Genomic DNA, 23,606 nt, shown 5'->3' on the forward strand with positions numbered 1-23,606 from the left:
TGCAAGGTTGGGGCAAGTTTGGCGCAAGTGCGTCACCTTAACGTGACGTGCATGAATTTCTCCCTTCATGTTGCGGCCGTGCTGGCCGCCCTTGTGTGCGCACCCACGGCGTCAGCGTTGTCGCTGGCCGACGCGCAGCGTGCGATGGACGCCCACAACCCGGACCTGCGTGCGGCGGCACTGGAGCTGCGCGGGGTCCAGGGCGATGCGCAGAGCGCCGCGCTGCGGCCGGTAGCCGAGCTTTCGATGGGCAGCAGCAAGATCAGCCCGAAGCATGGCATCGGCCCCGGTCGCTGGCAGGACAAGCGTGTGGACAGCACGCTGGGCCTGGGCTGGACCTGGGAGCGTGGCGGCAAGCGAGCGCTGCGCATCCGCCAGGCCGATGCGTTGCTGCAGGTGGCCGGGCTGGAGATGCTCGATACCCGTCGCCGCCAGCAGGTGGCATTGCACGAAGCCTATTTCGGGCTGAAGGGCGCGCAGGAGCGGGCGCAGATTGCCGAGGCCAACCGGCAGAGCTCGGCCCAGCAGATGGCGGCGGCGGACAAGCAGGTGGCCACCGGTGCGATGGCGCCGGTGGACCGCGCGCGGCTGGCGGTGGACGATCTGGCCGTGGCCGACGCCGCACGCGAGGCGGCGCTGGACCTGCGCGATGCGCGGCACACGCTGGGCCTGTTGCTCGGCCGCGACGACAGCGGCGAGCTGTGTGCCGATGACCCGTGGCCGGACGCCGCCGGTGTGGCCGATGCACGAGCATTCGATCCGCAGCAGCGTGCCGACCTGCGGGCCGCGCGTTCGCGCCTGGCCGCCGCCGATGCCGGTGTGGCGCTGGCACGCAGCGAGCGCCATCGCGATATCCAGCTGGGTGTGGAGGCCGAACGTGAGCCGTCCGATATCAGTGGTGTCACCTGGGGTGTGTCGTTGACCATTCCGCTGGGCGGCCCGTCGCGTGCACGCGGCGCGATCCAGCGCGCCGAAGCCGATCGGGAGACTGCCGCGCTGGAGCTACAGGTACTGCAGCGTGAAGCGCGTGCGGAGCTGGACCAGCTGCTGGCCAGCGCGCAGGCCGCCGCGCAGCGCCGCACCGACTATGAAGGCTTGCACGCCGACGCCGCACTCAAGGCGGTGCAGGGCATCGAGCTGGCCTACCGCCGCGGTGCTGCCAGCCTGACCGATCTGCTGGATGCGCGCCGTAGCTGGCGCGACTTCGAGGCCGCGCTGATCGAAGCGCGCGCCGACCATGCCATTGCCCTGGCGCGCTGGGAAGCGGCCACATCCGTTGCTGAAGGAGAATCCCGATGAAGTCCACCGTCGCCCATTGCCTGCGGGCGCGACATGCCGTGCTCCCGACGTTGCTGGCGCTGACCCTGCTCAGCGGCTGCGGTCGTGAGCCGGCGTCGTACAGCGAGGATGCGCCGCAGGTCAGTGCCGGGCAGATCCAGTTCCCTGCCGACAGCCGCCTGCTGGATGTGCTGCGCAGCGAGGCGGTGACTGCCGGTGCCAGCGCCAGCCTGCAGCTGCCGGGCCGGGTGGTCTGGGATGAATCGCGCTCCAGTGCACTGCGCACGCCGCTGCCCGGGCAGGTGGCGCGCATCGAGGCGCAGCCGGGACAGCAGGTGAAGGCCGGCCAGGTCATCGCCTGGATTACCTCGCCGGAGTTCGGCCAGGCCCAGGCCGAGGGCGCACGTGGCCGCGCCGAACTGCAGCAGGCGCGCAAGGAACTGGAACGCACCCGCGAGCTGCACGCCGCAGGCGTAGCATCCGGGCGCGAGCTGGATGAGGCCGAGGCGAACTTCGCCGGCAGCCAGGCCGATCATGCGCGCGCAACCGCCTTCGCCAAGGCCTATGGCAATGGCCAGCACGTGGATCAGCGCCTGCCGTTGCGCGCGCCCATCAATGGCGTGCTGGTGGAGCGGCGGATGAGCCCGGGCATGACGGTCAGCCCGGACAGCGAGCAGCCGTTGGCGGTGATCGGTGACCCGGACCGCCTGTGGCTGCTGCTGGACGTTCCCGAAAGCCTGGCCGGGCGCCTGAAGGCCGGCATGCAGGTGAGCGTGCCCGGCGCCGACGGCACGCCGTTGCACGCCACGTTGCAGCACGTGGACGACTTCGTCGACAGCGAGCGCCGCGTGGTGCAGGCACGCGCCGAGCTGGACAACCGCACGCGCGGATTCAAGGCCGGGCAGTACGTGCGCGCACAGGTGGCGTTGCCGGCCGAGGGGGGCGTCAGCCTGCCGGATGCGGCGGTGCTGCTGATCGATGGCAAGCAGGTGGTGTTCGTGGAAGAGGGCAAGGGTCGCTTCGTGCGCCATGCTGTGCATGCCGAGGAACTCGGTGATGGTCGCCTGTGGGTACGCGAGGGCCTGGCTGCAGGCAGCCGGGTGGTGGTCGAGGGCGGGCTGCTGCTGCAGCAGCTGGTGGACAGCGCGCGGGCTGCTGCGGGCACCGGTAGTGGCACGGGGCATGCCGCGCCATGATCGATCGCCTGATTGCCTATTGCCTGCGCCAGCCGTTGATGGTGATGCTGGCGTTGCTGTTGTTCATCGGCGCGGGCATCGCCGCGTTCCGCGTGCTGCCGGTGGAAGCCTTCCCGGACGTTTCCGATACCCAGGTGACCGTGGTGTCGCTGCATCCCGGTCGTGCCGCCGAGGAAGTGGAGCGCGAGGTGACGATGCCACTGGAGGTGGCGTTGTCCGGCATTCCGCATTCGGTGCGGGTGTTCTCGCATACGCAGTTCGGCCTGTCGATGATCATCCTGACCTTCGATGACAAGGCCGATGACTATTTCGCGCGCCAGCAGGTGCTCGAGCGCCTGCAGGGCGTGGAACTGCCGGAAGGGGTGACCCCGGAACTGGAGGCGATGAGTTCGGCGGTAGGCGAGATCTACCGCTACGTGCTGAAGGGCCCGCACATGACGTCCACCCAGCTGCGCACCACGCAGGAATGGGTGATGGAGCGCAGCCTGCGCACGGTGCCGGGCGTGGCCGATGTGATCAGCTTCGGTGGCTTCGCGCGCACGTTCCAGGTCAAGCCGGACCTGGACAAGTTGCGTGACCGCGGTATCAGCCTCGGCGAGTTCGCCGAAGCGCTGGAGAAGGGCAGTTCGAATGCGGGCGGTGGCTACGTCGAGCGCGGCCAGCAGCAGTTCCTGATCCGCGGCGTCGGCCTGATGCGTTCGCCGGCCGACATCGGCAACGTGGTGGTGGCGCAGCGTGGGGGCACGCCGGTGCTGGTGCGCGATCTGGCTGGCATCGCCGATACCGGCCTGTCCCGACAGGGCCTGGTTGGCCAGGATGACAACGATGATGCGGTGTTCGGCATGGTGCTGATGCGCAAGGGCGAGAATCCGTCCGATGTGCTCGACGCCCTGCATAAGCGCATCGCCGAGATCGAAGCGAACCAGCTGCCGGCCGGGGTCAGCATCGAGCCGTTCTATGACCGCTCATGGCTGGTCTCGACCACGCTGAAGACGGTGTTCCGCAATCTTCTGGAGGGCGCGGTGCTGGTGTTCCTGGTGCTGTGGCTGTTCCTGTACAACGCCCGCGCGGCGTTGATCGTGGCGGCGATGATGCCGTTGGCGCTGCTGTCGACGTTCCTCGGCCTGCACCTGTGGGGCGTGCCGGCCAATCTGCTGTCACTGGGCGCGATGGACTTCGGCATCATCATCGATGGCGCGGTGATCGTGACCGAGCACATCGTTTCGCGACTATCGAGACTGCCCCCCGACGCCGACCGGAAGACGCGCTTCTCGACCATCCTCTCGGCGGCATCGGAAGTGGGCCGGCCGACGTTCTTCTCGATGCTGATCATCATCGCCGCGCACATCCCGATCTTCACCCTGCAGCGCCAGGAAGGCCGCATGTTCGCACCGATGGCCTACTCGGTGACCTCGGCGCTGATCGGTGCGTTGATCCTGGCGCTGACCGTGGTGCCGCTGTTCTGCTTCTGGTGGCTGCGGCGCGACCGCATGCGTGACGGCAACCCGCTGATGGACCGCCTCAGCGGTTGGTACAAGCCGGTGCTGGAGCGCGCCCTGGCGCGACCGCGTGCGGTGGTGCTGACGGCGGTGGCGCTGCTGGTCGCGACGCTGGCGCTGGGTACGCGACTGGGCTCCGAGTTCCTGCCGGAACTGGACGAGGGTTCGATCTGGCTGACCGCCACACTCGATCCCAGCACCAGCCTGGCCGAGGCACAGCAGCAGTCGCGGCGTATCCGTGAGCTGGTCGGCACCTTCCCGCAGGTGTCCACGGTGGTGGCCAAGCTCGGCCGCCCGGAAGACGGCTCCGATGCCAAGGGCGCCAACCAGATCGAGGCGCTGGTGGCGTTGAAGCCGGAGAAGGAATGGCCGAAGGGCGTGGACAAGCGGCAGCTGGTGAGCGACCTGCAGCGTACACTCGAGCAACGCATTCCGGGGCCGGAGTTCTCGATCTCGCAGCCGGTGCGCGACAACATCCTGGAGAGCATTTCGCAGATCAAGGGCCAGGTGGTGATCAAGGTCAGAGGCTCGGACCTGGACGTGCTGAACCGGCAGGCACAGGCCATCCTGGCCCAGGTGCGCGGCGTGGATGGCGTGGAGAGTGCCTTCATCGACCGCGACGGTTCGCTGCCACAGCTGCAGATCGAGATCGACCGTGACCGTGCCGCGCGCTACGGCCTGAACGTACGCGACGTCGACGAGGTGATCGAGACCGCGCTGGGCGGACGCCAGGTGGGCGAGCTGTGGGAGGGCGACCGCAGGTTCCCGATCACCCTGCGCCTGGACGACGCCGACCGCGACCTGCAACGGCTGCGCACGGTGCCGGTGGGTATCGGCGATGGGCATACGGTGACGCTGTCCGACGTGGCTGACTTCCGCATGGCCAGCGGCGCGATCAATATCTCGCGTGAGAACGCACAGCGGGTGAAGGCGGTCAGCATCTTCATCGCCGGGCGCGACATGGGTAGCGTGGTGGCCGACATGCGCAAGCGCGTGGATGCGAACGTGCCGCTGACCGAGGGCTATGGGCTGGAGTGGTCCGGTGAGTTCGAGAATCAGCAGCGTGCGATGAAGCGGCTGGGCTGGGTGATTCCGTTGTCGGTACTGCTGATCTTCGTGCTGCTGTTTGACGCCTTCAAGGACATCAGCAGTGCGGCCCTGATTCTGGCCAACGTACCGCTGGCGATGATCGGCGGCATCCTGGCCTTGTGGTTGACCGGTATTCCGCTGTCGGTGTCGGCGGCGATTGGGTTCATTGCCTTGTTTGGGCAGGCGGTCTTGAACGGGGTGGTGATGCTCAGTCGGTTTGCGCAGCTGCGCGAGCAGGGCATTGACCTGCTGCAGTCGGTGGTGCAGGGCTCGCTGCAGCGCCTGCGCACGGTGCTGATGACCGCGCTGCTGGCAATGTTCGGACTGGTGCCGATGGCTACCTCGCATGCGATCGGTGCCGAGACCCAGAAGCCGCTGGCGGTGGTGGTGATTGGTGGTCTGCTGTCGGCGATGCTGCTGACGTTGCTGGTGCTGCCGACGCTGTATTACTGGGTGCACCGGCGACGGGAGGCCAGACTGTAGAGCCGAGCCCCCACTCGGCTGCTTCTGGCCTCCGCACGAAAAGCAGCCGAGCGTGGCTCGGCTCTACAGTAGATCCACGCCATGCGTGGAGGGAGCCTGCCGCTGCGCGACCGGCAGCACCATCTCGAACACGGTACCCGCCTCGTCGGAGACAACACTCACGCTGCCGCCGTGCGCCTGCGCGATGGCACGGGTGATCGCCAGGCCAAGCCCGGCGCCTTCATGCCGGCCACGCTCGCCGCGGTAGAAGCGGTCGAACAGGCGCAGCAGCGCCTCGATGGCTATCGGCATGCCGATGTTATGAACGCTGATCCTGCACAGGCCTTCGGCTTCGGCCAGCCGCATCCGCACCTCACTGCCGGCAGCGGCGTGCTTCAGTGCGTTGGAAAGCAGGTTGGCAATCGCCCGGTGCGGCATCAGCCGGTTGCCGTTGACCCTCGCCATGCCTTCCCGGCGCAGCGTCAACTGCCGATCCTCGGCCAGCGGCTCGTAGAACTCCAGCAGCGCGTCCGCCACGGCATCCAGCGGCACCGGCTCGCGTGAGGGCAGGGCACCGGGTGCTTCGGCCTGCGCCAGGTACAGAAGGTCACCCACGGTCTGGGCCAGCTGCTGCAGCTCTTCGGCGCAGGACGCCAGGGTTTCGCGATAGGCCTCGTTGCTGCGGGGGTGCGCCAGCACCACCTGCACCTGGGTGAGCATATTGGTGATGGGCGTGCGCAGTTCGTGGGCCAGATCACCGGAGAACCCGGTCAGCCGCGCGAAGTCCTGCTGCAGGCGTGCCAGCATGCCGGTCACCAGGGCCAGCTTCAACAGCAGCCAGCGCCCATGCGCGGTGCCGGTCAGGGTCTGTGCGGAGCCACCGAGATCGACATAGGTGTAGGTGCCTGTCATCGCCAGGGTGGCAACAATGATCGTGCCGGGCAGCGCAAACCCATGCGCGGCCTGCCACAGCGCATGGGTGCGTTCGCGCAGGCGCAGGCCCTGCTGGCGCAGCGCCAATTGCAGGATGGCGGCGATCGCGCCGACCCAGGCGCCGGCCGCCAGCAGGTGGACGATGCCTGCCGTCTGCCGCAGAACGCCGCCCAACCCATCGCCGGCGGCGGCGTGCCCATTCCAGGACAGACTGGCCAGGGCTGTGGCCGCAAGCACGAGTGCGACCCACCGGCGCATCACCTGTTTCGTCGACCACGTGACGCAGACGCTGGGGCAGCGCCCGTTCGACGAATAGAGATGGGTAGAGCCGGCCGCTGGCCGGCGTTGGCCGTTGGCTGCGGCAGAGCCACGCCATGCGGGGATGCCGGATTCCTGCCGGCCAGCGGCCGGCACTACCGGCTGCGCAATGCGCTTCGGTTCGCCAGGTGCGCCGCCGCCAGCAGCACGCCGCCACAGGCGGTCGCCAGGCCATGCCAGAGCAGCGATTCCTTCAACGGCGGGTAAAGCGATGCGGACAGCAGCAGCGTGGTGCCGGCCACCGCCAGCCGCCGGGGCCAGCGTTGGCCGTGGCGGTGCGAACCGGCGAGGGTGCTGACAAGGGCGATCACCGAGGCCAGCAGCGCGAACAGCCATTCCCAACGCGACATCAGCAGCAGGGTGGTCATCAGCGCGTGGCCGGGATGCTGGAACGAACGAAGCGCCATCATCGCTGCCGGCACGAAGGCCAGCAGCAGGGGCAGCGCGACGCAGTGCGCGGCACAGGCCAGGGACAGCCCGGCGCCAGCCAGATCGAAGCGGGGATGCCAGCGTGCCGATGCTGGCGGCTGGGGCAGGGCTCTTGCGGGCGTCGTGGGGTTGTGGTCCATAATGTTACATAGTAACACTTGGAGCCTCCCCCATGAAATGCCCTGCTGCTCTTTTTCTGCTGCTGGTTGCCAGCACCGCGCAGGCCCACGAACTTCGCCATCTGGGTGCGCACGTCCACGGCCAGGCCACCGTCGATCTGGCGCTGGACCAGGCCACCCTCGCGCTGGAGCTGCAGGCGCCTGGTATCGGCATCGTCGATTTCGAGCGCGCACCGGCCACCGCTGCCGAGCGCGCGGCGCTGGCACGCGCCACCGCTGTGCTCAGCAGTGGCAGCTGGGTGACCCTGCCCACCGCAGCGCACTGCCGCCTGTCCCGCAGCAGCGCGAAGGCCGAGGGCTTTGAAGCAACCGCCGCGGCCGGGCAGCACCGCCATGCCGGCTTCAGCGCCAGCCTGCGGTATCGCTGTGCGAACCCGCTGGCGTTGCGCGCTCTGGTCGTGCGCTTGCCGACACTGTTCCCGGGCCTGCACGAGGTCATCGTCCATACCGCCACCGACCGTGGCCAGGGTCGCAGCGTGCTCAACGCGGGCAATCTGCGCGTGGTGCTGGCGCCGTGAGCGTACGGCCGGTGATCGCGCTGGAGGAGGTGCAGTTCGGCTACGGGCTGCGTCTGGTACTGGATATTCCGCGGCTGTGGATTGAACAGGGCAGCAGCGTGCTGCTGCGCGGTATCAGCGGGGGCGGCAAGAGCACCCTGCTGGGTCTGCTGGCCGGGGTGCTGCTGCCGAGCCGGGGAAGGCTGGAAGTGGCCGGTCACGCGCTGCCGGGCATGCGCGGGCCGGCACGCGACCGTTTCCGTGCCGACCACCTGGGGGTGATCTTCCAGCAGTTCAATCTGCTGCCCTTCCTCAGCGTGCGCGACAACATCGCGCTGGGATTGCGTTTCTCTCCGCTGCGCAGTGCGCGCATCAGTGGACCGCTGGATCACGAGATCGTGCGCCTGCTGCGCGCCCTGCAACTGGACCCGGCGCTGATGCGGCGCCCGGCCGGCACGCTCAGTGTCGGCCAGCAGCAGCGGGTGGCCGCCGCACGTGCGCTGATCGGTCGTCCGGCGCTGCTGCTGGCCGACGAACCGACCTCGGCGCTCGACCGTGAGGCGGCCGCCGCGTTCCTGCGGCTGATGTCCTCGCAATGCCAGGCCGCCGGCACCACCGTGCTGGTGGTCAGCCATGACGACAGCCTGGAACCGCTGTTCGACCGTACGGTCGCGCTGTCGGCGATCAATCAGGCAGGGGCGGCCCATGCTTGAGCTTGCCTGGGCCAGCCTGCGCAGTCGTGCGTTGAGCGTGGGCCTTTCGGTACTGGTGATCACCCTCAGCGTGGTGCTGTTGCTGGGCGTCGAACGCGTGCGCACGCAGGCACACGAAGGGTTCGCCAGCACCGTCTCGGGTACCGATCTGATCGTCGGCGCGCGTTCGGGGCCGGTGAATCTGCTGCTGTACTCGGTGTTCCACATCGGCGACCCGACCAACAATGTGTCCTGGCAGTCCTACCAGGCACTGACATCGCTGCCGCAGGTGAAGTGGGCGGTGCCGCTGTCGCTGGGCGATTCCTGGCGCGGCTTCCGGGTGGTCGGCACCAGCGACGGCTTCTTCGAGCACTACCGCTACGGCGCGGGCCACGCACTGGCATTCACGCGCGGGCATGCGTTCGACGATCTGTACGATGCGGTGATCGGCGCAGAGGTAGCGCGCGCGCAGAAGATCGGCATCGGTGATGAGGTGGTACTGGCCCACGGCACCGGTACGGTGACCCTGGCCAGGCATGCCGACAAGCCGTTCCGGGTGGCGGGCATCCTGCAGCGCACGGGCACGCCGGTCGATTCATCGCTGCTGGTATCGCTGCCAGCCATCGAGGCGATCCATATCGATTGGCGTTCCGGGGTGCAGCTGCCCGGCCAGCATGTCAGCGCCGACCAGGCCCGACAGCTGGATCTGACCCCGACCAGCATCACCGCCTTCATGCTCGGGCTGAACTCGCGCGTGGCGACCTTCTCGGTGCAGCGCAGGATCAACGAGTATCCCGACGAAGCCATGCTGGCGATATTGCCCGGTGTGACCCTGCAGCAGTTGTGGCAGTCGCTGGGCACGGCCGAGCGGGCGTTGCAGCTGATCAGCGCGATGGTGGTGCTGCTGGGCATGGTCTCGCTGGTGGCACTGCTGGTTTCCACGCTGCAGGAGCGACGTCGTGAGATGGCGGTGCTGCGTGCCATCGGCGCGCGGCCGGGTTATATCGCCGGCCTGCTGGTGGTGGAAGCGGTGGCCACCAGCGCGGTGGCCTGTGTGCTGGCGTTGGCGCTTCTGGTGGCCGCCAGCGTTGCTGGGCGCGGCTGGGCCCTGGCCACCTTCGGCCTGTCGATCACCCATGTCTGGCCGGAGCTGCGCGAGCTGGCCTGGGTGGCAGGCGTACTGGCGATCAGCGCGCTGGCCGGGTTGTTGCCTGCGTGGCTGGCCTACCGCCGTACCCTGGCCGATGGCCTGTCGCCGGGAGCCTGAGCATGCGCGTACTGCGGCTGCTGCCGATGATGCTGGTGCTGGCGGCCTGCCAGCGACCGGTCGATACCGGTGTGCAGGCGTTGCCACCGTCGCCGGTGGTCGATCACGAACCTGCGGCGGCGATGCAGGAGCAGGAACTGGATTGGCTGCAGATGATGCCCGGTGACGAGCTGGCGGCGCTGGAGCGCGGCGAGGGCCCGCAGGTCGAACACAACGGCAACCGGCGCATGCCGCAGTTCGGCACCTTCCGCACCGTGGGCGCGGTGCTGCAGCGGCCGGTGCGGTTGCCGGGCTACGTGGTGCCACTGGCCACTGCGCAGGACGGGCGCCTGACCGAATTCCTGTTCGTGCCGTACTACGGCGCCTGCATCCACGTGCCGCCGCCACCGCCGAACCAGATCGTGCATGTGCTGCTGTCGCGACCGATCGCGATGCCGGACATGTATTCGCCGTTCTTCCTGGCCGGCACCCTGCAGGCCGAGCGGCTGGATGACGAACTGGCCGGTTCGGCCTACACGATGCGCGATGCGCAGCTGAGGGCGTATGAACCGTAGACATCTGTTGGTACTCGCAGGCTGCCTGGCGTTGGCCGGCTGCGGGCCGCGCGTTGATGATGACGTGACAGCAGCACGGGCTGCACCTGCGGCCAGCGCAGACGCACACGATGCCGCCATCGAGCGCTGGGATGCATTGCGCCCCGATGAGGTGACCTACCAGCGACCGCCGCCGCAGATCGGCCTGTCGCGCAACGGCATGGACGGCGTGGGCGGCCTGATCGACGACACCGGTTCCGGTACGCCGCCCGGTCAGGCGATCGACCATTCCAGCCCGGAGCGGGCCAGGCAGTTCGGTTCTTCGCGCGTGGTCGATGCTCTCGACGGTCGCACGGTGGATCTGGACGGCTTTGTGGTGCCGCTGGGTACCAATGATGCCGGGTTGGTGGACGAGCTTCTGTTCGTGCCGTTCTATGGGGCCTGCATCCATGTGCCACCACCGCCGCCGAACCAGATCATCCATGTAACCCTGGCCACACCGATTGCGCTGGGTAACCTGTGGGATCCGTACCGGCTGGCCGGGCGCCTGCAGATCAAGCGCTTCGATGCGGACATCGCCAGTGCCTCCTACGATGCGGCAGCGGCGACGCTGACGGCGATCGGCACCTGATGCGTGCGCGCTGGATCCTGGCTGCGGGCCTGCTGGCAGCGGCTGCGGTGCTGGTGGCGTGCTGGCCACGGCCCATGGCGGTGCCATTTCCTGCGCCGGCCGCCGACGCCGCGCGGCGCATCCAACAGCGGCTGGTGGAAGACATCGCCTTCCGCAACGACGTGCTGTTCCTGTTGGCGGCCACGCTGCGCGACCGCTGCCAACCGGCGCAGGCAGGTCTGCTGGCGCGCATGGCCAACCGTGCGTCATTGCCGGTGCTGGCGGCGGTCAGCGCGGTGACGTCGCAGGATCCCACCCTGGATCGGCCGATCTACCAGTACATCCAGCATCGCGCAGACCAGGTGCGGTGTGGCCAGCCGCTGCGGATGCCGCTGGCAGCCGGTGGCAGCATGGCGGTGGATGTCGAGCAGTACGCGCGTACCTTCCCCGACAGCTACTTCGACCCGCAGCGCAGCAGTGAGCCGCGCGACTTCGCAGGGTTGCCGCTGCAACAGCGGGCCGACAACGCCTGCAACAGCGTGGTGTACTCGGTGCTGCCGCTGGGCGGTACCTATTGGCGGTGCAGCAGCCTGCGCGCCAATGCACGCGCGCGGGTGCGGGGTCTGTGCGAGGACGAGCTGCGTCGCCAGCATGGCGGCATCGACGGTGAGCTGGACCCGGCCGTGGGTCAGGGCATGCAGGCGGCGGTGGTGGCGGCGATCGTTGCGTTGCCGCAGGACTGTCGGTGACGCCGGGTTGCGCTGGAACATGAACATTGCCCGCCAGCCAACCTGAATCGCTGCACTGATGCCTCATAACTATACAGGACGTCCTGTATAGTTATGGCGGTATCCCTCCTTGTCAGGTTGTCCCATGGCTTTGTCCCAGCCCTTGGCCGGTGCTCCGGCCCTGTCGCGCGCCCGTCGCTGGGCGCTGTTGTTCAGCGTTGCCGCCGGCTTGTTGCTGGTGACGCTCGACAACTCCGTGCTGTACACCGCGCTGCCCACGCTGACCGAAGAACTTTCGGCCAGTGCTGGGCAGGCGCTGTGGATCATCAACGCCTATCCGCTGGTGATGGCCGGCCTGTTGCTGGGTGCAGGCACGCTGGGCGACCGCATCGGCCATCGCCGCATGTTCCTGATCGGCCTGGTGGTGTTCGGCATCGCCTCGCTGGGCGCGGCCTTCGCTGGCAGCGCGGCGCAGCTGATAGCGGCACGTGCATTTCTGGCGGTGGGCGCGGCGGCGATGATGCCGGCCACCCTGGCGCTGATCGGTCTGAGCTTCCACGAAGAACGCGAGCGCAATATCGCCATCGCCATCTGGGGCTCGGTGGCGATTGTCGGTGCAGCACTGGGCCCGATCATCGGCGGCTGGTTGCTGCAGTACTTCTGGTGGGGCTCGGTGTTCCTGGTCAACGTGCCGGTGGTGGTGGTCGCCTTCGTGGCCACCGTGCTGCTGGCGCCGGAAGGACAGCGCGACACCGCGCGCCGGTGGGATCTGCTGTCCTCGCTGCTGGCACTGGCGGCGCTGTCCGGGCTGGTGCTGGCGATCAAATCGCTGATCGCCACGCCGCCGTCGTACTTGTTGGGCGCCGGTGCACTGCTGCTGGCCATGGTTTCCGGCGCGGCGTTCGCACGCCGCCAGCAGCAGCTGCCGTACCCGTTGCTGGATTTTGCGATCTTCCGCAATCCGGCGTTCCTGGCCGGCACGCTGTCGGCGGTGTTCACCCTGTTCGCGATGGCCGGGCTGCAGCTGCTCACCACCCAGCGCTTCCAGCTGGTGGCAGGTTTCACGCCCCTGCAGGCTGGCCTGCTGGTGTCGGTGGCAGCGTTGGGCAGCCTGCCCAGCGCGCTGCTGGGCGGCAGCATCCTGCATCGGGTTGGCCTGCGCCCGCTGATCTGCTGCGGCCTGGCGGCCGGCGCACTGGGTGTGGCGGTGGTGGCCTTCGGCTTCCCGCATGGCCTGGAATGGGTGGTGGCGGGCATGGCGATCACCGGCCTGGGCATGGGCGCGGCGATCTCGGTGGCGTCCACGGCCATCCTCAACAACGTGCCGCCCCACCGTGCGGGCATGGCCTCGTCGGTGGAAGAGGTGTCCTACGAATTCGGTGGGTTGTTGGCAGTGGCGATGCTCGGCAGCCTCAGCGCGGCGATGTACAGCGCGTTCCTGCCGGTCTCGGCCGATATGCCGGCGCTGGCCCGCGAAGGCTTCACCCAGGCGCTGCATGCCGCGCGTGCGGGCGGGCAGGGCGAGTGGTTCGCGCTGGCCGCGGCGGCCTATGACCGCGGTTACCAGATCGTGCTGCTGGCGATCACCGTGGTACTGGCCGCAGGCGCGACGATCATCGCGCGCCTGCTGCGTGGCCGGGTCGGTGGCCGCGAGGGTGCGGCCGATCGCGTAAAATGACGCGATGAGAACCAGCAAGCGCGACCGTATCCTCGACGCCGCCGTCAACGTGATCAATCGTGACGGGGTGCGTGCGGTGACCTTCGAGTCGGTAGCGGCCGAAGCCCAGCTGACCCGCGGTGGCCTGCTGTACCACTTCCCGTCGCGCGAAGCGTTGCTGCGCGGCATTGACGAGCATCTGGTGCAGGCCTGGGAGGCGTCGATGGAGGCGCTGCTGGGCAAGCGTGCGGATGAGGCGACCGCACTGGAGCGTTACCAGACCTTCGTGCGGGTGTCGGCGCAGAGCGCCACCCGCGCCGAGTTGATGTTCATGCTCGAATCGGCCGACCCGCAGGCCGATGAGCGCCCATGGGGGCCGGCGGTACGGCGCTGGGCACCCTCCGCGCCGGAGGCAGGTCGTGTTGATTCCACCGCGCTCGACAATTTCGTGGCGCGGCTGGCGGCCGATGGCCTGTGGATCTACGAAGCAATGTACGAAGGCCAGCTGGATGAAGCGGTGCGCGCGCAGGTGGCCGAGCGCATCGCCGGGTTGCTGGCGAAGAACCACGGGGAGGCCAGTTAGGCCATGGGCCAACGCGCGGACATCGCTTGTGGCAGAGGCGACCGCTGGTCGGCTGCCACTTAGAGTCGAGCCATGCTCGACTGCCTTCCGGTCAGGCCACGAAAACCCCGCGCTTCGCGCGATAGTCGACCAGCGGTCGACTCTACCTGTCATCCATCTACCCAGCCTGTGCTGCGCTTGCGGCCAACCACGCACGCGGCGATGCGCCCAGCCGCTTGCGGAAGGCTTTGGACAGTGACGCGGTATCGGCAAACCCCACCTCGATCGCCACCTGCTTGACCGCCACGCCGGCCCGCAACTGCGCGCACGCCAGGCTCAGCCGCCAGTCCAGCAGATAACTGGCCGGTGTGGCCTGCATCACCTCCTTGAACACCGCAGCGAAGGCGCTGCGAGACATCCCGGCGGTTGCAGTCATGCGTGGCAGCGTCCATTCGTCCTGGGGCGCCTGGTGCATCGCCACCAGCGTGCGTGCCAGCCGCGCATCGGACAGCCCGCGCATCAACCCATGGCTGACCCCGGCCGCATCCGGATGATCGACCACCCAGCGCAGGATCTGGATCAATGCCACTTCGAACAGGCGATTGGTCAGCAACCGCGACCCGCAGCGCTGGCGGTCGGCCTCGGCAAACAACAGGCGCAGGGTGTCGTCCAGCTCGCCGACGGCGGCCAGCGGTACCACCATCACCGGCGGCAGCGACTGCACGATCGGGTTGCGCGCGCCACCATCGAAATCCAGCGTGGCGCAGGTGAAGTCCGGGCCATCCAGCGGTGCGTTGTGGAACACATGGTGCAGCGGCTGCGGGTACAGCAGCAGGCTGGGGGTGTCGATCTTCAGCCGTGGCAGGACCGCATCCCCATCGGGGTGCCGGACTTCCATCTGTCCCTGGCGGAGGATGTGCAGGAAGGCGCGCCCGGGCTGCGGCGCGAAGTCATGACGCCCGCACAGTGGCCCGCTGTGGTACAGCGCGGCCTGCACGCGGAAGCGCTCCAGCAGGGAGGAGAGGCGATCAGGCGCCGGGCGGCCAACGGGGTCGGCGGAGAAGGTCATGGACGAATGGACAATGGATGTGGCTTATAGGGCACGTATCGTCCATGGAGTCTACCTAGGATGGCCGGGTCGTCCAATCCCGGGCGCGTTTCCAAGGAGATTCCCCATGTCCCGTATCCCCCTGATCGATGCCACCCACACCACCGCCGATCGCCAGGCCCTGCTGGGCCAGGTCCACGCCGCCTTTGGCGCCACCCCGGCGATGTTCCGCGCCGTGGCCAACTCGCCGGCCGCCCTGCAGAGCATGTGGGCTTCGTTCGGCGCCTTGGCAGGCGGGCGACTGTCGCCGCTGCTGGGTGAGCAGATTGCCGTGGCCATCGCCAACCGCAACGCCTGTGAGTACTGCCTGGCCGCGCACACCGCGCTGGGCCGCAAGGCCGGGGCCAGCAGCGAGCAGATGGCGGCCGCACAGATCGGCCAGTCCAGCGATCCGGCCACTGCGGCAGCGCTGGTGTTCGCGCTGAAGGTGGTCCAGCAGCGTGCACAGATCGCAGACGGCGACGTGCAGGGGCTGCGCGCGGCGGGCTTTGATGATGAGCAGATCGTGGAGATCCTGGCGCACGTGGCGCTCAACCTGTTCACCAACTACGTCAACGTAGCCTTCGATGTGCCGGTGGATTTCCCGAAGGTGGCATTGCGCTGACCCACCGTTCCGCGTTCCGGTAGAGTCGACCGCTGGTCGACTGCCTTTCGCTCAGTTGGCCGACCAACGGTCGACTCTACCGAGATGGTTCGTCGGCCTGCAGCCGCTCTGGATGGGTGTACACATTGAACCCGCTCTCACGCGCAAACCCAATCAGGCACAGCCCGGCGCTGCGGGCCAGGTCGATCGCCAGTGCGGTCGGCGCCGACACGGCGGCCAGCACGCTGGCGCCGGCACGCACTGCCTTGCTGACCATCTCGTAGCTGGCGCGGCTGGAAATCACCAGCAGGCCGCCGTCGATGGCGTGCTCGTTGTGGTGCAAGGCGCCGATCAGCTTGTCCAGCGCGTTGTGGCGGCCAACATCTTCGCGCACCCAGCCGATCCGCCCGCTGGCGTCGGCCCAGGCCGCGGCGTGAATGGCGCCGCTCGCCGCATTCATCGGCTGGTGCTGTGCCAGTTCGGCCAGGGCACGCTGCAGCGCAGCCGGTGCGTAGGTGCGGCGTTCGCGGATCGGCGGCAGGGGCCGCAGCACATCCTCAAGCTGGCGCGTACCGCACAGACCGCAGCCGCCACGACCGGGCAGCAGGCGTTCTTCATCCGGATCCAGCGCGGCGCCGGGCGCATCCGCGGCCACGGTCATCTGCAGTTCGATACCTTCCAGCTGCGGCCTCACCTCGACCGCCAGCAGCTGCGCGGGCGCCGTGATCAAGCCCTCGCTGAGCGAGAAGCCCAGCGCGAAGTCCTCCAGGTCACACGGCGTGGCCATCATCACCGAGAACGCGGCACCGTTGTAACGCATCGCAACCGGTACCTCCTCGGCCACCACGTCCAGCTGCGGCTGCGGGAGTCCGCCACGCCAGCGATGCAGCGGGCGCTGGGCCGTGCCCGCAGGCGGGGTGTGTGGCGGCGTCGGGTCGGGCATGCAGCGCATCCGGGCAGGGAAGGTGCGCAGGCAACGAAGTGCCTGCGAAATCGAGGATAGCGCAGTACCCGACCGCTGACGCGGGTGTAACCGTTGCCATGCCAGGCTGGCCGCAAAGCAGCACGGCCCTCTGGCGCGCTGGCAGGGCGCCGTGATTGACTGAAGCGGCGGGCAAGGCGCCCGCAGGCGGCCGATACTGTGCGGCCGTTCGTCGTGGAGTTCCTCAGACCGGGTCGCCGAACATGTCCGAGCAGAAGCCGCCGCGTTACAAGCCCTACAACCAACCGGCCGGTGGCTGGGGTGCCGCCGGCGCCACCGCCAAGGTGCTGCTGCAGCAGAGCGTGATCGGCAAGGGTTCCAAGGCGCTGCTGGCGATGAACCAGCCGGGCGGATTCAAATGCCCCAGCTGCGCATTTCCCGATGCCGACCAGCGCAAGAAGCTGGAGTTCTGCGAGAACGGCGCCAAGGCCCTGGCCTGGGAGGCAACGCAGTTCCGCGCTGGTCGCGAGCTGTTCGCGCAGCACACGGTCACCGAGCTGATGGCGCAGAGCGACTACTGGCTGGAGATGCAGGGCCGGCTGACCGAGCCGATGCGCTACGACGCGACCACCGATCACTACGTGCCGTGCAGCTGGGACGAGGCGTTCGCGCTGATCGGTCGTCATCTGCAGGCGCTGGACAGCCCGCATCAGGCCGAGTTCTACACCTCCGGGCGCACGCCCAACGAAGCGGCGTTCCTGTATTCGATCTTCGTGCGCGAGTTCGGCACCAACAATTTCCCGGACTGCTCGAACATGTGCCATGAGCCGACCAGCCGGGGTCTGCCGCCGGCCATCGGGGTGGGCAAGGGCACCATCGTGCTGCAGGACTTCGAGCACGCCGAGGCGATCTTCGTGATCGGCCAGAACACCGGCACCAATTCGCCACGGATGATGAGCAACCTGGTCGAGGCGCGTAAACGCGGCATTCCAATCGTGGCGGTCAACCCGATGCCCGAGCGCGCCCTGATCCGCTTCGCCGAGCCGCAGGACGTGGTGCAGATGGCTACGTTCGGTTCGACCGAGATCACCAGCGAATTCGTGCACATCCGCATCGGCGGCGACCTGGCGCTGATCAAGGGCATGATGAAGGTGATGTTCGAGCGTGAAGCGCAGGGCGAACGGGTGCTCGACCACGACTTCCTGGCCGAACACACAGTGGGCCTGGAGGCGCTGCGCGAGGATGTGATGGGGCAGGACTGGGAGGAGATCGTGCGGGTCTCCGGCATTTCGCAGGCGCAGATCCGCCGCTGTGCGGAAATCTACATCCGCTCCAAGGCCACGGTAATCTGCTATGGAATGGGCCTGACCCAGCACCAGTACGGCTCGCGCCTGCTTCAGCAGGTGGCCAACCTGCTGATGCTGCGCGGCAATTTCGGCAAGCCCGGCGCGGGCATCGGCCCGATCCGCGGGCATTCCAATGTGCAGGGCGATCGCACCGTGGGCATCGACGAGAAGCCCAAGCCGGCCTATCTGGACCGGGTGCAGCAGGTGTTCGGTTTCGATCCGCCGCGCGAACATGGCCATCATGTGGTCGAGTCGATCGAGGCGATGCTGGACGGCAGCGCCAAGGTATTCATCGGTCTGGGCGGCAACTTCATCCATGCCGTGCCCGATACACCACGCGCCTATGAGGCGATGCGCGGCCTGGAGCTGACCGTGGGCATCGCCACCAAGCTCAACCGCGGGCATCTGGTGCATGGCCGTGATGCTCTGATCCTGCCGGTGGTGGCACGCTCGGAACGTATCGTGACGCCCGCCGGCGAGCAGTTCGTCACCATCGAGGATGCGATGTCGAACGTCACCGCATCGCGCGGCGTGCTGGAGCCGGTCAGTGCCGAAGTACTGCCCGAAGTGGAGATCGTCTGCCGCATGGCGATGGCCACATTGCCGCACAGCCGGGTCGACTGGGCAGGCTGCATGTACGACTATGCGCCCATCCGCGAGCTGATTGCTGCGGTGTACCCGGAGATCTATACCGGCTTCAACACGCGCATCCAGCAGGCGCACGGTTTCCATCTGGACATCCCGCCGCGCCGCCGGGTGTGGCCCACGCCCAATGGCAAGGCCAACATCCTGCTGATGCCCGGGCTGGACGTGGATGACCCGGTGGACGACCCGGAGATGCTGCGGCTGGCTACCGTGCGCTCGCATGACCAGTACAACACCACCATCTACAGCTACAACGATCGCTACCGTGGCGTGTACAACGACCGCATGGTGCTGTTCATGAACATCGAAGACCGGCTGGCACGCGGGTTGGCCAAGGAAGCACTGGTCAGCCTGGAAACGATCAGCGCCGACGGCGTGGACCGGCGCATCGAGGGGCTCACCGTGCTGGACTACCCGATGCCGCGCGGTGCATTGGCAGGCTACTACCCGGAACTGAATCCGCTGCTGCCGCTGGATTACCATGACCGGATCAGTGGCACCCCGGCGGCCAAGTCGATTCCAGTGCGGATGCGGGCGATGGCAACGGTCTCTGCGTGACATCTGCATCGGCTATCATCGGCGGGTGAACCTGCCTGGCCTGCTGCTGCGATGGATGCTGCTCGTTGCCCTGGTGCTGAATGCACCGGCGCTGGCGTTTGCCTTGCCTGCATACAGCGGAACAGCCGGGCAGGAGCACTGTGCCGCACCGCACTCGGCCGCGATGACCGCGGCTGGCTGCTGCGATGATGCGGCTTCGATGGCCTGCCAGAGCGGAGAGTGTGAGTGCCCGCCTGCCTGCCTGGGCATGCTGGCGACCGCGAATCGAACACCGGCCTCGCCCTGGCGCGAGGCTCCGCTGGCGGCGAGTTCATCGCAACGCGCGCCGCCGCCGATGCTCGATCCGTTGCGCCCCCCCATCGGTTGATTCCCTGCGGGCGTGCTGCGTCCGTCTCGATTGCACGACACATTCTTGTCTCTGCCTGTGCCTTCAACGCGCGGGCGGCGGGCTGCGTTGCCCGCTACTGCAAAGGAATCATTCCATGAACCGTTCTCTCTCCCTCGGCCTGCTGCTGGGCACCGTTCTTACCACCGCCGCCTGCGCGCGCGCTGCCGACGAATCCAGCGTCGCTCCGGTCGCCAGCGAAGCTGCACCTGCACCTGCACCTGCACCTGCACCGGCCGTCGTGGCCCAGGTCGATCCGGCATTGCCGGTTGCGATCGTGCACAAGACCGCCAGCTGTGGCTGCTGCGGCGTCTGGGTGGACCACCTGAAAGCCGCCGGCTTCCAGGTGGATGTGCGCGATACCGACGACATGAACCCGATCAAGGTCCGCCTCGGCGTGCCGGTCGGCAAGGCCTCCTGCCACACCGCCGAGATCGGCGGCTATGTGGTGGAAGGCCACATTCCGGCTGCGGACATCAAGCGCCTGCTGGCCGAACGCCCGGCTGCGCGTGGGCTGGTGTTGCCGGGCATGCCGGCCGGTTCGCCGGGCATGGAAATGCCCGATGGCTACGTGCAGCCATACACCGTCGAGTTGGTGCGCACCGATGGCGGCACCGAGCCGTTCGCCCAGCACCCGTAATCGCCTTCCCTGTAGAGCCGAGCCCACGCTCGGCTGTCTGCGGCCGGCAAGCCGAGCATCGGCTCGGCTCTGCAGGATCAGTGCGATGCGGTTTCCTTGGCCAGCTGCGCGTCGAATTTCTTCTCGGCCTCATCGGCGTAGGCGTTGCAGCTCATTGCGTTGACCGCCGCCTTGCTGCCGGCCGCATAATCCCAGCGGCTGGCGCCCGGATGCGGGGTCAGCAACAGGTCGCAGGGCAGGCCGCGCACCGTAGCGAAGCTGCGTCGGTAGTCCTCGACCATGCGGGGATAGCGGGCGTTGCCACGCAGCTGGTAGCCCGGTGCACTCAGGCTGTCGGCGTAGGCGATGCGCAACGGCTTGCCATCGCGGGTGTCGGTCCAGGTCCAGGCGGTGCTGCCCGGGGTGTGGCCGGGCATGAAGTGGGCGGTGAAGGTGATGCCACCGAGGGAGACAGTCTCACCGTCCATGACGATGCGGTCGGCGCTGGCCGGCGGGTAGGTGATCCCATCGCCGAAGTGCAGATCGTTGCTGCCGCCGCGCACCAGCAGCACGGCCGATTCAGCATTGGCGACCAGATGCGCAGCGGTACGCCGCTTCAGTTCCGCCACCGGTCCTGCGTGATCGGCATGCGCATGACTGAGCAGGATCCATCGCAGATCCTGCGGGGCCACCCCACGTGTTTTCATGTTGGCCAGCAGGTGGTCGGCCATCTGCGGCATGCCGCCGTCCAGCAGCACCGCACCTTCGCTGGTCTGTACCAGCAGCGCGGTCAGGTTCTCGGTGCCGATCTGCCAGGTGTGGTCGGCAATCTGCAGCGGTGCCATCGGCTGCAGCCAGGACGCGTCCACGGTGTACGCCCGCAGCTGCGGCAGCGGCGCCTCATTGGCATGCGTCTGGGTGGCAGGCAGTGTGGCAGTGAGGGCGAAAGCAAGCAGGGAACTGCGCATGATGCATGTTCGTATGAAGGAGGCCCAGAAACTAGCATGGGCCTCCTTCATCACGTCGCGCATAGATTTCATGGCTCCCATAAGGGCGCCATGGCTCAGTACCGGTACTGCCAGCCCAGGCTCAGCACCCGTCCACGGCCGGCGAAGTAGCTCGGATTCGACGGCGTGGTCTGCGAGTAGTAGCTGATGTACTGCCTGTTGGCCAGGTTCTGCACGCCCAGGGTGAAGCTGTGCTTGTCCAACGCGTAGCGCGCCACCAGGTCCATCGTGGTGTAGCCGTTGAACGTCGCCACGCGGTTGCCGAGCTGGTCGAAATCACGGTTGAAGGCATGGCTGGCCTGCAGGCGCGTACTCAGCTGCGGGGTCCAGTTCTGTTCCCAGAACGCGGTCAGCCGGTTCGGCGCGATGTTGACACCGGCCAGGTCGCTGTCCAGGCGGCCATCGACGTTGGCGTCGTAGCGTCCGTTGGCGCGCGCATAGCCCAGGCCCAGGCGGGCATCACCCAGGCGCACGCGCAGGTTGCTTTCGAAGCCTTCCACGCGGGTGGCCTGGCGCTGCACGTTGTAGGCGTCGATGCCCGCATCGTAGACCAGCACCGAACCGAGCTTCGATTCGGAGGTGTAGTAGGCAATGTCACCGCTGAAGCGGCCGTCGTCGTACTCCAGGCCGATCTCGCGGTTGTCCGACACCACCGGCGACAGGTCGACCAGGGTGTCCACGCGCTGGCCGTCGCGGTTGATCGCGCGCAGCACGCGGCCGACGTCGGCCACCGTGTAGCCTTCCGAATACGAGGCGTAGGCATTGAGGCGGTCGTTGATGTACCAGACTGCGCCGATGTTGGGCAGCGTCTCGCTCATGGTCGGCTTGCCACCGGCCACCTTGCGCGCGCCGTAGCGCGGCAGGGTGGTGTAGTCACCCACTTCCAGCTCGCCCTTCTCGTAACGCAGGCCGCCGGACAGCATCAGGTGATCGGTCGGCCACCAGTGCAGCTGCAGCAGCGGCGACAGGCTCTGGTAGGTGGTCAACGGTACCCAGTTCATGCCGCTGGCCAGCAGCACCTGGTGGGTACGATCGCGCAGGCCATCCAGGCCCACGGTCACATCCAGCGTGGTATCGGCAATGCGGGTCCAGCTCTGGGTCAGCTTGAAGCCGCGCTTGTCCGATTCGTTCTGGGTCTGGTCCCAGGCCGCGCTGGCACCGGTATTGCCCCACGGATCCCACTGGCTGGCGCCATAGCGTCCTTCGAAATCCACCGCGAAGGCCTGGGCCTGGAAGCGGCCACCCAGCAGATCGGCGGCGCTGTAATCCACGGTCAGTGAACGCGAGCGGTTCATCGGCGGGTCCAGCGGCGTATCGCCGGGCACCGAAAGGGTCGGCCGGCCGGTGCGGAAATCACCATTCACCGCCACGTAGTTGTCCAGCCCGCGCAGCTCGTAGCGATTGGCCATCACCTGCAGGCGATGGCCCTCGGCCAGGTTCCAGCCCAGCTTGGCGAACACGTTGGAGGAGGTCGAGTCCATCAGCTCGCCCTGCGCATTGGTACCGATCGAGCGGCCTTCGCCGTCATGGAACAGGCCCTGGCGCTCGTAGGCGAGGCCGGCGACGAGGTCGAAACGATCGCCGCGCACGCCCACCAGGGCCGAGGCACGCTGGCCGTTGTCATCATGGCGATTGGGCAGGGCGCTGCTGTAGGTCAGGTTGCTGTCCAGCAGGAACGCGCCGGGCTCGGTGGGGGCACTGCGGGTGATGATGTTGACGATGCCGCCGGTGCCGCCGATGCCCTGCAACGCGTTGGCACCGTGGATGACCTCGATGCGCTCGATCATCGCCGGGTCGATGGTGTGCGAATCGCGCGAGCCATCACGCAGCGGGGTGGACTGCGGCACGCCGTCGACCATGTAGAGGATGCCGCGGCCACGCATGCTCTCGCCGTAGTTGGACATCTTCTCGCGCGCGGGCGCGAAGGCCGGAATCTGCGCCGACAGCACGCGCGATACGTCCGAGCCCAGCGCCAGCTGCTGGGCGATGTCCTCGCGGGTGAGCACGGTGATGGTGTTGGGCATGGCGGTTTCACCCTGCGGCATGCGCGCGGTGGAAGCCGAGACCGTGACGCGTGCCAGCGAGGTCGGGCCCGCGGCCGGGGTGGCCCGCGCCGGGGCGCTGGCCTTGGCGGGGGCCGGTGCCGGTGCCGGTGCCGCAGCGGCACTCACCACGAACACGCCGGGCGAACGTTCCTGCAGGGTCAGCGCGTGGCCGGCCAGCAGACGTTGCAGCGCGTCGCGCGGGGTGTAGCGGCCCTCCAGCGCGGGCGCATTGCGGCCGCGGGTGCTGTCGGCGGCAAACAGCAGCTGGATGCCGCTCTGCCGGGCCAGTGCGTTCAGCGACGCCTGCAGTGGACCGGCCGGCAGGTGCAACTCCACGGTGGCGGGGGCGCGGGTCTGCGCGGCAACGGGCAGCGCGGCGCACAGGCAGGCCGCGAGCAGGGCGGGGGCCAGCCGGCGCAGGGCGGCGGGCGGAACGGGGCGGGTCATGCAGGGTCCTTC

20 protein-coding genes are annotated in these 23,606 nt (G+C 68.0%); 14 read left to right on the plus strand and 6 right to left on the minus strand.

Going from position 1 to position 23,606, the window contains the following annotated elements:
- The first annotated feature begins 51 nt into the window (after positions 1–51).
- From AC5YGJ_RS03620 to AC5YGJ_RS03630, 3 genes are read left to right on the plus strand one after another with little or no spacing between them, the layout of a single operon-like run.
- On the plus strand, positions 52–1,299 hold the full coding sequence (locus AC5YGJ_RS03620) for a TolC family protein (RefSeq protein ID WP_496185748.1): 1,248 nt from the start codon (positions 52–54) through the stop codon (positions 1,297–1,299).
- The gene (locus AC5YGJ_RS03625) at positions 1,296–2,474 is read left to right on the plus strand and encodes an efflux RND transporter periplasmic adaptor subunit (protein WP_496185749.1); all 1,179 of its coding nucleotides are present in this window, start codon (positions 1,296–1,298) and stop codon (positions 2,472–2,474) included. The genes AC5YGJ_RS03620 and AC5YGJ_RS03625 overlap by 4 nt, the downstream gene beginning before the upstream one ends.
- The gene (locus tag AC5YGJ_RS03630; RefSeq protein WP_496185750.1) at positions 2,471–5,545 is read left to right on the plus strand and encodes an efflux RND transporter permease subunit; all 3,075 of its coding nucleotides are present in this window, start codon (positions 2,471–2,473) and stop codon (positions 5,543–5,545) included. Before AC5YGJ_RS03625 ends, AC5YGJ_RS03630 begins: the two co-directional genes overlap by 4 nt.
- A 63-nt stretch (positions 5,546–5,608) precedes the next feature.
- Here AC5YGJ_RS03630 and AC5YGJ_RS03635 read toward each other — a convergent pair whose 3' ends face one another.
- Positions 5,609–6,715, minus strand: coding sequence for an ATP-binding protein (locus tag AC5YGJ_RS03635; RefSeq protein WP_496185751.1), 1,107 nt, complete (start codon positions 6,713–6,715; stop codon positions 5,609–5,611).
- 155 nt (positions 6,716–6,870) lie between these two features.
- Complete coding sequence (locus AC5YGJ_RS03640) at positions 6,871–7,344, minus strand: MerC domain-containing protein (RefSeq protein WP_496185752.1); 474 nt, start codon at positions 7,342–7,344, stop codon at positions 6,871–6,873.
- 32 nt (positions 7,345–7,376) lie between these two features.
- Here AC5YGJ_RS03640 and AC5YGJ_RS03645 point away from each other — a divergent pair, with 32 nt between their 5' ends.
- From AC5YGJ_RS03645 to AC5YGJ_RS03680, 8 genes are all read left to right on the plus strand, one after another.
- Complete coding sequence (locus AC5YGJ_RS03645) at positions 7,377–7,901, plus strand: ZrgA family zinc uptake protein (RefSeq protein ID WP_496185753.1); 525 nt, start codon at positions 7,377–7,379, stop codon at positions 7,899–7,901.
- Positions 7,898–8,593 carry an ATP-binding cassette domain-containing protein gene (locus AC5YGJ_RS03650; protein WP_496185754.1) on the plus strand — a complete coding sequence of 232 codons (696 nt, stop codon included), beginning with the start codon at positions 7,898–7,900 and terminating at the stop codon, positions 8,591–8,593. The genes AC5YGJ_RS03645 and AC5YGJ_RS03650 overlap by 4 nt, the downstream gene beginning before the upstream one ends.
- Positions 8,586–9,839: an ABC transporter permease gene (locus AC5YGJ_RS03655; RefSeq protein WP_496185755.1), complete on the plus strand. Its 1,254-nt coding sequence runs from the start codon at positions 8,586–8,588 to the stop codon at positions 9,837–9,839. The genes AC5YGJ_RS03650 and AC5YGJ_RS03655 overlap by 8 nt, the downstream gene beginning before the upstream one ends.
- A gap of 2 nt (positions 9,840–9,841) precedes the next feature.
- Positions 9,842–10,393 carry a DUF3299 domain-containing protein gene (locus AC5YGJ_RS03660; protein ID WP_249843889.1) on the plus strand — a complete coding sequence of 184 codons (552 nt, stop codon included), beginning with the start codon at positions 9,842–9,844 and terminating at the stop codon, positions 10,391–10,393.
- Entirely contained in the window at positions 10,383–11,003 is a 621-nt protein-coding gene (locus AC5YGJ_RS03665) for a DUF3299 domain-containing protein (RefSeq protein WP_496185756.1), read from the plus strand. The genes AC5YGJ_RS03660 and AC5YGJ_RS03665 overlap by 11 nt, the downstream gene beginning before the upstream one ends.
- Positions 11,003–11,731 carry a hypothetical protein gene (locus tag AC5YGJ_RS03670; RefSeq protein WP_496185757.1) on the plus strand — a complete coding sequence of 243 codons (729 nt, stop codon included), beginning with the start codon at positions 11,003–11,005 and terminating at the stop codon, positions 11,729–11,731. The genes AC5YGJ_RS03665 and AC5YGJ_RS03670 overlap by 1 nt, the downstream gene beginning before the upstream one ends.
- Before the next feature lie 124 nt (positions 11,732–11,855).
- Complete coding sequence (locus AC5YGJ_RS03675; protein WP_496185758.1) at positions 11,856–13,388, plus strand: MFS transporter; 1,533 nt, start codon at positions 11,856–11,858, stop codon at positions 13,386–13,388.
- Between the two features lie 4 nt (positions 13,389–13,392).
- The gene (locus AC5YGJ_RS03680; protein ID WP_496185759.1) at positions 13,393–13,950 is read left to right on the plus strand and encodes a TetR/AcrR family transcriptional regulator; all 558 of its coding nucleotides are present in this window, start codon (positions 13,393–13,395) and stop codon (positions 13,948–13,950) included.
- 157 nt (positions 13,951–14,107) lie between these two features.
- Here the strand turns inward: AC5YGJ_RS03680 and AC5YGJ_RS03685 are convergent, their stop codons facing one another.
- Positions 14,108–14,998, minus strand: a complete 891-nt coding sequence (locus AC5YGJ_RS03685; protein WP_496185760.1) for an AraC family transcriptional regulator — start codon at positions 14,996–14,998, stop codon at positions 14,108–14,110.
- A 106-nt stretch (positions 14,999–15,104) separates the two neighbouring features.
- On the opposite strand from AC5YGJ_RS03685, the gene AC5YGJ_RS03690 reads away from it, so the two are divergent.
- On the plus strand, positions 15,105–15,641 hold the full coding sequence (locus AC5YGJ_RS03690; RefSeq protein WP_496185761.1) for a carboxymuconolactone decarboxylase family protein: 537 nt from the start codon (positions 15,105–15,107) through the stop codon (positions 15,639–15,641).
- A 76-nt stretch (positions 15,642–15,717) separates the two neighbouring features.
- Here the strand turns inward: AC5YGJ_RS03690 and fdhD are convergent, their stop codons facing one another.
- Entirely contained in the window at positions 15,718–16,563 is an 846-nt protein-coding gene (fdhD, locus tag AC5YGJ_RS03695) for a formate dehydrogenase accessory sulfurtransferase FdhD (protein ID WP_309340946.1), read from the minus strand.
- Positions 16,564–16,805: 242 nt separating this feature from the next.
- On the opposite strand from fdhD, the gene AC5YGJ_RS03700 reads away from it, so the two are divergent.
- Complete coding sequence (locus tag AC5YGJ_RS03700) at positions 16,806–19,091, plus strand: FdhF/YdeP family oxidoreductase (protein ID WP_249843897.1); 2,286 nt, start codon at positions 16,806–16,808, stop codon at positions 19,089–19,091.
- Positions 19,092–19,573: 482 nt separating this feature from the next.
- Positions 19,574–20,116 (plus strand): DUF411 domain-containing protein, encoded by a 543-nt coding sequence (locus AC5YGJ_RS03705; protein ID WP_496185762.1) that lies wholly within the window; start codon positions 19,574–19,576, stop codon positions 20,114–20,116.
- Positions 20,117–20,193: 77 nt separating this feature from the next.
- Here AC5YGJ_RS03705 and blaL1 read toward each other — a convergent pair whose 3' ends face one another.
- The gene (gene blaL1 / locus AC5YGJ_RS03710) at positions 20,194–21,063 is read right to left on the minus strand and encodes a L1 family subclass B3 metallo-beta-lactamase (RefSeq protein ID WP_496185763.1); all 870 of its coding nucleotides are present in this window, start codon (positions 21,061–21,063) and stop codon (positions 20,194–20,196) included.
- A 95-nt stretch (positions 21,064–21,158) separates the two neighbouring features.
- The gene (locus AC5YGJ_RS03715; RefSeq protein WP_496185764.1) at positions 21,159–23,594 is read right to left on the minus strand and encodes a TonB-dependent receptor; all 2,436 of its coding nucleotides are present in this window, start codon (positions 23,592–23,594) and stop codon (positions 21,159–21,161) included.
- Between the last annotated feature and the right edge of the window lie 12 nt (positions 23,595–23,606).

It is taken from the genome of Stenotrophomonas sp. CS3K5, from assembly GCF_059515225.1.